This window comes from Scandinavium sp. NPDC088450, assembly GCF_044900545.1.
In the GTDB taxonomy this organism is placed as follows: domain Bacteria; phylum Pseudomonadota; class Gammaproteobacteria; order Enterobacterales; family Enterobacteriaceae; genus Scandinavium.
Genome location: NZ_JBJDNI010000020.1, coordinates 90511 through 98540 on the forward strand (window position 1 = coordinate 90511; position 8030 = coordinate 98540).

General features: G+C 52.2%; 7 protein-coding genes and 2 pseudogenes. 8 read left to right on the forward strand and 1 reads right to left on the reverse strand.

What is annotated here, in order from left to right:
- Positions 1 to 12: 12 nt before the first annotated feature.
- The 3 genes and pseudogenes from ACI2I2_RS17105 (at position 13) to ACI2I2_RS17115 (ending at position 2572) form a co-directional block, all read left to right on the forward strand.
- Positions 13 to 1027, forward strand: a pseudogene (locus ACI2I2_RS17105) (LysR family transcriptional regulator).
- 131 nt (positions 1028 to 1158) lie between these two features.
- Positions 1159 to 1221: a membrane protein YoeI gene (gene yoeI / locus ACI2I2_RS17110; protein ID WP_404658983.1), complete on the forward strand. Its 63-nt coding sequence runs from the start codon at positions 1159 to 1161 to the stop codon at positions 1219 to 1221.
- Positions 1211 to 2572 carry an APC family permease gene (locus ACI2I2_RS17115; protein ID WP_404658976.1) on the forward strand — a complete coding sequence of 454 codons (1362 nt, stop codon included), beginning with the start codon at positions 1211 to 1213 and terminating at the stop codon, positions 2570 to 2572. The genes yoeI and ACI2I2_RS17115 overlap by 11 nt, the downstream gene beginning before the upstream one ends.
- Before the next feature lie 61 nt (positions 2573 to 2633).
- On the opposite strand, the gene sbcB is transcribed toward ACI2I2_RS17115, so the two are convergent.
- The gene (gene sbcB, locus ACI2I2_RS17120) at positions 2634 to 4058 is read right to left on the reverse strand and encodes an exodeoxyribonuclease I (RefSeq protein WP_404658977.1); all 1425 of its coding nucleotides are present in this window, start codon (positions 4056 to 4058) and stop codon (positions 2634 to 2636) included.
- Positions 4059 to 4242: 184 nt separating this feature from the next.
- Here sbcB and dacD point away from each other — a divergent pair, with 184 nt between their 5' ends.
- The 5 genes and pseudogenes from dacD to ACI2I2_RS17145 all read left to right on the forward strand — a co-directional run.
- Positions 4243 to 5415 carry a serine-type D-Ala-D-Ala carboxypeptidase DacD gene (dacD, locus tag ACI2I2_RS17125; protein WP_404658978.1) on the forward strand — a complete coding sequence of 391 codons (1173 nt, stop codon included), beginning with the start codon at positions 4243 to 4245 and terminating at the stop codon, positions 5413 to 5415.
- A 237-nt stretch (positions 5416 to 5652) separates the two neighbouring features.
- On the forward strand, positions 5653 to 6126 hold the full coding sequence (sbmC, locus tag ACI2I2_RS17130; protein ID WP_404658979.1) for a DNA gyrase inhibitor SbmC: 474 nt from the start codon (positions 5653 to 5655) through the stop codon (positions 6124 to 6126).
- A 99-nt stretch (positions 6127 to 6225) separates the two neighbouring features.
- Entirely contained in the window at positions 6226 to 7284 is a 1059-nt protein-coding gene (locus ACI2I2_RS17135; protein WP_404658980.1) for an FUSC family protein, read from the forward strand.
- Between the two features lie 164 nt (positions 7285 to 7448).
- Positions 7449 to 7784, forward strand: a complete 336-nt coding sequence (locus ACI2I2_RS17140) for a DUF496 family protein (protein ID WP_097161971.1) — start codon at positions 7449 to 7451, stop codon at positions 7782 to 7784.
- Between the two features lie 179 nt (positions 7785 to 7963).
- Positions 7964 to 8030, forward strand: a pseudogene (locus tag ACI2I2_RS17145) (IS200/IS605 family transposase); the annotation flags it as partial.

An 8030-nucleotide genomic window follows, 5' to 3' on the forward strand; every position in this document is an offset into this window, starting at 1 on the left:
AAGGGGGCGACGATGAAACCATTGCTGGAAGTCCTCATCATTCTTGATGCGCTCGATAAAGAAGGGAGCTTTGCTGCGGCATCGGCAAAGCTCTTTAAGACGCCATCTGCCCTCAGTTACACCGTCCATAAGCTGGAAAGCGACCTCAATATTCAACTGCTTGACCGCAGCGGGCATCGGGCAACCTTCACCCGCACCGGGCAACTGCTGCTGGAAAAAGGCCGGGAAGTGCTGCACACCGTGCGTGAGCTTGAGAAGCAGGCGATTAAACTGCACGAAGGCTGGGAAAACGATCTGGTGATCGGTGTGGATGACACTTTTCCTTTCTCGCTTCTGGCACCGTTGATTGAGCAATTCTATGAAAAGCACAACGTCACGCGGCTCAAATTCGTTAACGGCGTGCTCGGCGGTTCATGGGAGGCGTTAATCCAGGGCCGCGCGGATATGATTATCGGCGCGCTGCACGATCCGCCACCGCTCAGTGATTTTGGCTTTGCGCCGCTGGGCCAACTGGAGCAAATCTTCGTTATTGCACCTCATCATCCTCTGGCGCAGGAAGCGGAGCCGATAAGTCGTAAAACCCTTAAACGCTATCGCGCAATTGTGGTGGGCGATGGTATGACACCGGACTGCCCGGCATTTCAACAATTGCTGGACGATCAGGAAGCGATTACGGTTTTTGATTTTAAAACCAAGCTTGAACTGCAAATCAGTGGCCTTGGCTGCGGATATTTACCGCGATATATGGCGCAGCGCTTTCTTGAGAGTGGCGCATTAATTGAAAAACAGATTTCGGCTCATGTGCCTTTTGATACCGTCTGGATGGGCTGGAACGAGCAGACGGCGGGGCTTGCAAGCAACTGGTGGCGGGAAGCAGTTTTAGCAAATAATGCTATCGCGGCGGTTTACAATCGCATCGGTGATGGAATATCAGACAGTTAACGAAAAGATTTCTCTTACGCGGCTCTCATTCTCTTGTTTTTCCGTGGGGATGGGGGCAAAATACGCGCCAGAAAAAAAAGAGTAACCGACGCAATTTAACAGTGGCGTCGGTTATTTTTTTGTTTTCAGACACTCATACAAACAAGAGGCCGGGCTTCGTACCGGATAGATACTTACTAAAAATCGACAGTTGTTGTCGCCGAGGAAATCCAAAAAATGGGGCAATTTTTTGCTTACGCGACGGTTATCACCGTAAAGGGGAATAACCATGTCGCATAACGTTACTCCAAACACCTCTCGCGTGGAATTACGTAAGTCTCTTACGTTGGTTCCGGTTGTTATGATGGGTCTTGCCTATATGCAGCCTATGACGCTGTTCGATACATTTGGTATCGTATCTGGACTGACCAATGGTCACGTCCCGACAGCTTATGCATTCGCTCTGGTAGCCATCCTGTTTACTGCGCTAAGTTACGGTAAGCTGGTTCGCCGCTATCCGTCTGCAGGTTCAGCCTATACCTATGCCCAGAAATCCATTAGCCCGACGGTTGGCTTTATGGTGGGTTGGTCTTCGCTGCTTGATTATCTGTTTATGCCGATGATCAACATCCTGCTGGCGAAAATCTATTTTGAAGCCCTGGTACCTTCGGTGCCGTCATGGATCTTTGTTGTCGGATTGGTGGCCTTTATGACCATCTCTAACCTGCGCAGCATCAAGACCGTGGCAAACTTCAACACCCTGATTGTTGTACTGCAGATGGGTATCGTGGCCGTGATTGTCGGCATGATCATCTGGGGTGTTCACAACGGTGAGGGCGCTGCAACGCTTACCAGCAGCCGTCCATTCTGGTCTGACGGTGCACACATCACGCCAATGATCACCGGCGCGACGATTCTGTGCTTCTCGTTCCTCGGCTTCGACGGTATCTCTTCGCTGTCTGAAGAAACCAAAGATGCGGAGCGCGTGATCCCACGGGCTATCGTTCTGACTGCGCTGATTGGCGGTGGGGTATTTATTATTGCCTCTTACTTCCTGCAGCTGTACTTCCCGGACATCTCCCGCTTCAAGGATCCGGATGCGTCTCAGCCTGAAATCATGCTGTATGTTGCCGGTAAAACCTTCCAGTGGTGTGTGCTGATTTTCTCCAGCGTCACCGTTCTGGCATCCGGTATGGCCGCGCACGCGGGGGTTTCTCGCCTGATGTACGTTATGGGCCGTGACGGCGTGTTCCCGAAAAGCTTCTTCGGTTATGTTCATCCGAAATGGCGTACTCCGGCGTGGAACGTGCTGCTGGTGGGTGCGATTGCGCTGCTGGCTATCAAGTTCGATTTGGTTACCGCGACAGCGCTGATTAACTTCGGTGCGCTGGTGGCGTTTACCTTCGTGAACTTGTCCGTTATCTCCCAGTTCTGGATCCGCGAGAAGCGTAACAAGACGCTGAAAGACCACTTCAACTACCTGATTATGCCGGTATGTGGTGCTCTGACCGTTGGCGCGCTGTGGATTAACCTGGAACAGAGCTCGATGGTTCTGGGTCTGATTTGGGGCGCAGTTGGCCTGATTTATCTGGCCTGTGTGACCCGCAGCTTCCGTAACCCGGTGCCGCAGTACGAAGATATCGCGCAGTAATTCTGGCGCAATAAAAAACCGGAGACACTGTCTCCGGTTTTTTTATGTCTGCAATCTGGTATCAGACAATATCCTGCGCGTACTGATACAGCGCTTTCAGCAAAGCCTGCTTCTCGCTGTCACCTTCATATTGCCCGTAAAGCGCTTCCAGCTCTTGCGCATAAGCTTGCAAAAACTCCGGCGTAAAGACGTTGCGACGATGCTGTAACCAGCGTTCCTGTTCGGCCTCATCCAGTGTTCCCGGGAAGTTACGCGCGCGGTAGTTAAATAACAGCTTCTCAATTCGCGGGTCCGCAAAGGTCAAATCCAGCGCTGGCAAATTACGCGGTTCCGTTTCCAGCAGGATTTTCATCGCTGTGCGATCGGCATCGCTAAAGAAACCGTTATAAAGCTGAGTATCAATATTCGGTGAAGGAACAAACGGCTCTGCTTCAGCGAAGATGGCGACCACTTTGTCGCGCACCTGCGGGTTGTCACGCAGGATTTTAAGATTATCCAGACACTGCTGGCGGTTGATGCCCAGTCTGTCTGCATCTTCAGGGCGCAGCGTATTGGCTTGTGCCAGAATCGGGCATTTGTTCAGATGAACCAGTTTGACCGGGACGGCAGCTAACTCGCCCAAATCCGCTTTTGGCGTATACAGACGCTCACGAAGCTCATCGGCATCCAGTTCCAGCAGCGGAGAAATATCACCCGCCAGGTCGACCATGATCACCGCGTTTTTGTTATCCGGATGCCACGCCAATGGAGCAACCCAACTGGTGTTGCCGCGCCAGGCACCAAACATGCCGGAGATATGCACCAGCGGTTTCATCTGCGGCACATCAATCAGCGTCGCGAGTTTGTTTTTACCGCGGTAGGTGTAGAGATACTCAAACAAGCGCGGTTGACGTGACTTCACCAGTTTTGCCATCGCAATGGTGGCGTAAACATCGGCCATCGCATCGTGCGCGTTGCTGTGCTCAATGCCGTTGGCTTTGGTCAGATGCTCAAGTCGGAAGCTCGGCAAGCCTTCTTCATTTTCCGGCCAGTTGATCCCTTCCGGACGAAGCGCATAACAGGCGCGCATAACATCAAGCAAATCCCAGCGCGAATTATGGTTTTGCCAGCTCCAGGCATAAGGATCGTAGAAGTTTCGGTAAAAAATGTTGCGGGTCACTTCGTCATCGAAACGCACGTTGTTGTAGCCCACCACGCAGGTTTTCGGCACGGTAAACAGGTCGTGAATGCGTTTGGCAAAAGCCGCTTCATTTTCGCCTTTCGCCAGCGCTTCCTGCGGCGTAATGCCCGTGATCATCACCGCCTGTGGCTGGGGTAAATAATCGTCGGCAGGCTTGCAATAAAAGACTTCCGGTTCGCCGATAATATTGAAATCGCTGTCAGTGCGGATAGCCGCAAACTGTGCAGGCCTGTCCAGCTGTGGGCTGGTGCCGAAGGTTTCATAATCGTGGAACAGAAATCCAGGTTGCGAGGGCGTTTCTTGCATGAGCTGTCAGTAATCCGTGAGCGCGAAAGGCGGTAATGGTAAACGATTTGCCCGGGCATCAGAAGGGCACGGGGTTAATCTCGCGGCGCATCTCGCAGGAAATGTCATATTTTCTTGCAATTTAACGCTGTCAGTTAAACGTAACTCCCGTAAAAAGAACGGCGAATAAAAGAAAGTAGAGGATTTGCTGTTGAAAGGCCGTTTGTTTGTCGCTGTATCTTTGCTCGCTTCGAGCATCACCTGCGCCGTTGCCGCAGATTATATCCCCGCACCGGTTCAGCCACCTGCCATTCAGGCCGGTTCCTGGGTGCTGATGGATTACACCACGGGCCAGGTTCTTACCGCCGGTAATGAACACCAGCAGCGTAACCCCGCCAGTCTGACCAAGCTGATGACAGGCTATGTGGTCGACCGCGCTATCGACAGCCACCGTATTTCACCAGATGACATGGTCACCGTGGGGCGCGATGCGTGGGCGAAGGTTAACCCTGTGTTTAACGGTTCCTCGCTGATGTTCCTCAAAGAAGGCGACCGCTTAACGGTGCATGACCTTAGCCGTGGCCTGATTGTGGATTCCGGTAACGACGCCTGCGTGGCGTTGGCTGACTACGTCGCAGGGGGTCAGCCGCAGTTCGTCACCATGATGAACGATTACGTGAAAAAGCTGGGCCTGAAAGACACCCATTTTGAAACTGTGCACGGGCTTGATGCGCCAGGCCAGCACAGTTCTGCCTACGACCTGGCCGTGCTTTCCCGGGCGATTATTCACGGCGAGCCAGATTTCTATCACATGTATAGCGAGAAAAGCCTGACCTGGAATGGTATTACCCAGAACAACCGTAACGGGCTATTGTGGGATAAAACCATGAACGTGGATGGCCTGAAAACCGGGCATACCTCAGGTGCAGGCTTTAACCTGATTGCGTCGGCCGTTGATGGCAAACGCCGTCTGATTGCGGTAGTGATGGGGGCTGATAGCCCGAAAGGGCGTGAAGATCAGGCTCGCAAGCTGCTGCAATGGGGCCAGCAGAATTTCGACACCGTGCAAATTCTGCATACGGGCAAACAGGTGGGCACAGAACGCATCTGGTACGGCGACAAAGAACAGATCAGTCTTGGCACCGACCAGGATTTCTGGCTGGCGCTGCCAAAAGCAGAAGTGCCGAACATCAAAGCCAAATACGTGCTCGATAAGAAAGAACTGGATGCACCGATTGCAGCCCATCAACGCGTTGGGGAAATAGAACTGTTCGACGGTGACAAGATTGTGGCCCGGTGGCCGCTAGTGACGCTGGAAAGCGTAGGCAAGGGCGGAGTCTTCTCACGCTTTAGCGACTGGTTGCACCATAAAGCCTGATCTATTTAGTCCTCTGCCGGACGACACTTTTGCCCGGCGGCACTGCGTTTGCACGGGCCTACAGGACGGATTTGTAGGCCGGGTAAGCGCAGCGCCACCCGGCAGCTCCCCTGGCCGTCAACCCGTGTTGACGACATCTGATTTTCCCATTCTGTGAAACATCGCACATACTCCTTCAGGGCTGTTTGCTAGATTTTATATGTATATTTATCCAGTAAACTTGTTTGCGGAGGACGTATGGATTACAGCATTACCCAGCAACAAAAACGTGTCGTGGCGGGTTTTCACATGGTTGGGCCATGGGAACAAACCGTCAAACAAGGCTTTGAGCAATTGGCTATGTGGGTGGACGGCCAAAAGATCCCGGCCAAAGAGTGGGTGGCGGTGTATTACGACAACCCAGACGAAACGCCAGCGGAAAAATTGCGTTGCGATACGGTGGTCACGGTCGATGAGGGCTTTGCTATCCCGGCTAACAGTGAAGGGGTGATCATAACTGAAGTTGCCGCCGGTCTTTATGCGAAAGCCTCTGCCAGGGTCATCGATCACGACTTCTCTACGCCGTGGTATCAGTTCTTCAATAGCGTGCTTGAAGATAAAGATCACGAGCTGGCGGACAAACCCTGCTTCGAACTCTATCTGAATGATGGTAACAAAGACGGGCACTGGGATATCGAGATGTACGTGCCTGTTAAACGCCGTGGGGTTTAAGGTAAAAGTCCTGGCTTTTTCAGGGTTTTTTGCACATCCGTGATGCCTGAAGCAGAAAAGCAGATACAATTGTGTTTTTAGCCCTGGCGGAGAGCGGGTGTGCGCGCCGATAAATCATTGAGTCCTTTTGAAATTCGTCTGTACCGGAATTATCGCGTTATTCACGGCATTCGTATTTCGCTGGCATTTATTCTGACCTTTCTTCTGGTTCGCCTGCTGAACATCCCGGAAGGCACGTGGCCTCTGATCACTATAGTGGTGATCATGGGGCCCATTTCATTTTGGGGCAATGTGGTGCCTCGCGCCTTCGAGCGTATCGGCGGAACTGTCCTCGGCTCTGTTCTCGGGCTGGTGGCACTCAAGCTGGAGCTGATGTCGCTGCCGTTAATGCTGCTCTGGTGTGCGGCGGCCATGTTCCTTTGTGGCTGGCTGGCGCTCGGTAAAAAACCTTACCAGGCATTGCTGATTGGCATCACGCTTGCGGTGGTGGTGGGCGCGCCGCCTGGCGATATGCACATGGCGCTGTGGCGAAGCGGCGACGTGATCATTGGCTCATTGCTGGCGATGCTGTTTACCGGTATCTGGCCGCAGCGAGCGTTCATCCACTGGCGTATTCAGATGGCGAGCTACGTGACAGAGTTCAACCGTCTTTATCAGACCGGGTTCTCGCAGAACTTGCTTGAACGCCCGCGTCTGGACCGCCATCTGCAAAAAATCCTCAATGATGTGGTGAAAATGCGTGGGCTGATTACCCCCGCAAGCAAAGAAACCCACATCCAGAAATCTATCTTTGAAGGTATTCAGACCGTTAACCGCAACCTGGTCTGCATGCTTGAACTGCAAATCAACGCACACTGGGCTTCCCGTGCCAGCCATTACGTGATGCTGAATGCTCATACCCTGCGCGATATGCAGCATATGACACAACAGACGCTGCTTACGATTGCGCATGCGCTGTATGAAGGCAATCCGCAGCCGATTCTGGCGAATAACGAAAAGCTCAATGAGATTGTTGCAGAGTTACGCCAACTGGTCAGCGATTACAAAGGGGAGAACCTGGCAGAAACCCCGATGCACGGCTATGTATGGTTAAGTATGGAGCTGGCAAGACAGCTGGAACTGTTGTCGCATCTGATTTGCCGTGCGTTGCGCAAATAACGCCCACACGGTCACGGTTTACGGTGTGCTTGTTTCGATTCAGCAACGTTTAGGGTTATGATGAACCCAGAGCAAAAACCATTGTCATTCGCGGCCGCTAGCAGTTATGTTTACCCGTAGCGGCTGTTTTACGAATCCGAATCTCAATTATCAGGGGTGTCAAAATGGAAACAACTAAGCCTTCATTCCAGGACGTACTGGAGTTTGTTCGTCTGTTCCGTCGTAAGAACAAGCTGCAGCGTGAAATTCAGGACGTTGAGAAAAAGGTCCGTGACAACCAGAAACGCGTTCTGCTGCTGGACAACCTCAGCGACTACATCAAGCCAGGCATGAGCGTAGAAGCGATTCAGGGCATCATTGCCAGCATGAAAACCGACTATGAAGATCGCGTTGACGACTACATCATCAAAAACGCTGAACTCTCTAAAGAGCGTCGCGAGATCTCCAAGAAGCTGAAAGTGATGGGCGAACTGAAAACCGCCGAGCCGAAAGCAGAGTAAGATTTAAAAAGCGGTGGCCATCACCGCTTTTTTATTGTGCACAGAAAACCCCCAGCTAGGCTGGGGGTTCAGTAAAGCTTTCAGCTTTGAGTCGGTTCTAAAAACCCCTTTTGATTTGTTAAAACAGGTTGCGGTCTGGCAACTGCAAACATTCAACAAGAAATCAAAAGGGGGTCCCAATGAGGGACGAAAAGAGCTTAGCGCACACCCGATGGAACTGTAAATATCACATAGTTTTTGCGCCGA

Bases quoted from the DNA above. Each gene is read 5' to 3' on its own strand.
- ACI2I2_RS17115 (WP_404658976.1), top strand. From the start codon at position 1,211: ATGTCGCATAACGTTACTCCAAACACCTCTCGCGTGGAATTACGTAAG.
- sbcB (WP_404658977.1), bottom strand. From the start codon at position 4,058: ATGCAAGAAACGCCCTCGCAACCTGGATTTCTGTTCCACGATTATGAA.
- sbmC (WP_404658979.1), top strand. From the start codon at position 5,653: ATGGATTACAGCATTACCCAGCAACAAAAACGTGTCGTGGCGGGTTTT.
- ACI2I2_RS17140 (WP_097161971.1), top strand. From the start codon at position 7,449: ATGGAAACAACTAAGCCTTCATTCCAGGACGTACTGGAGTTTGTTCGT.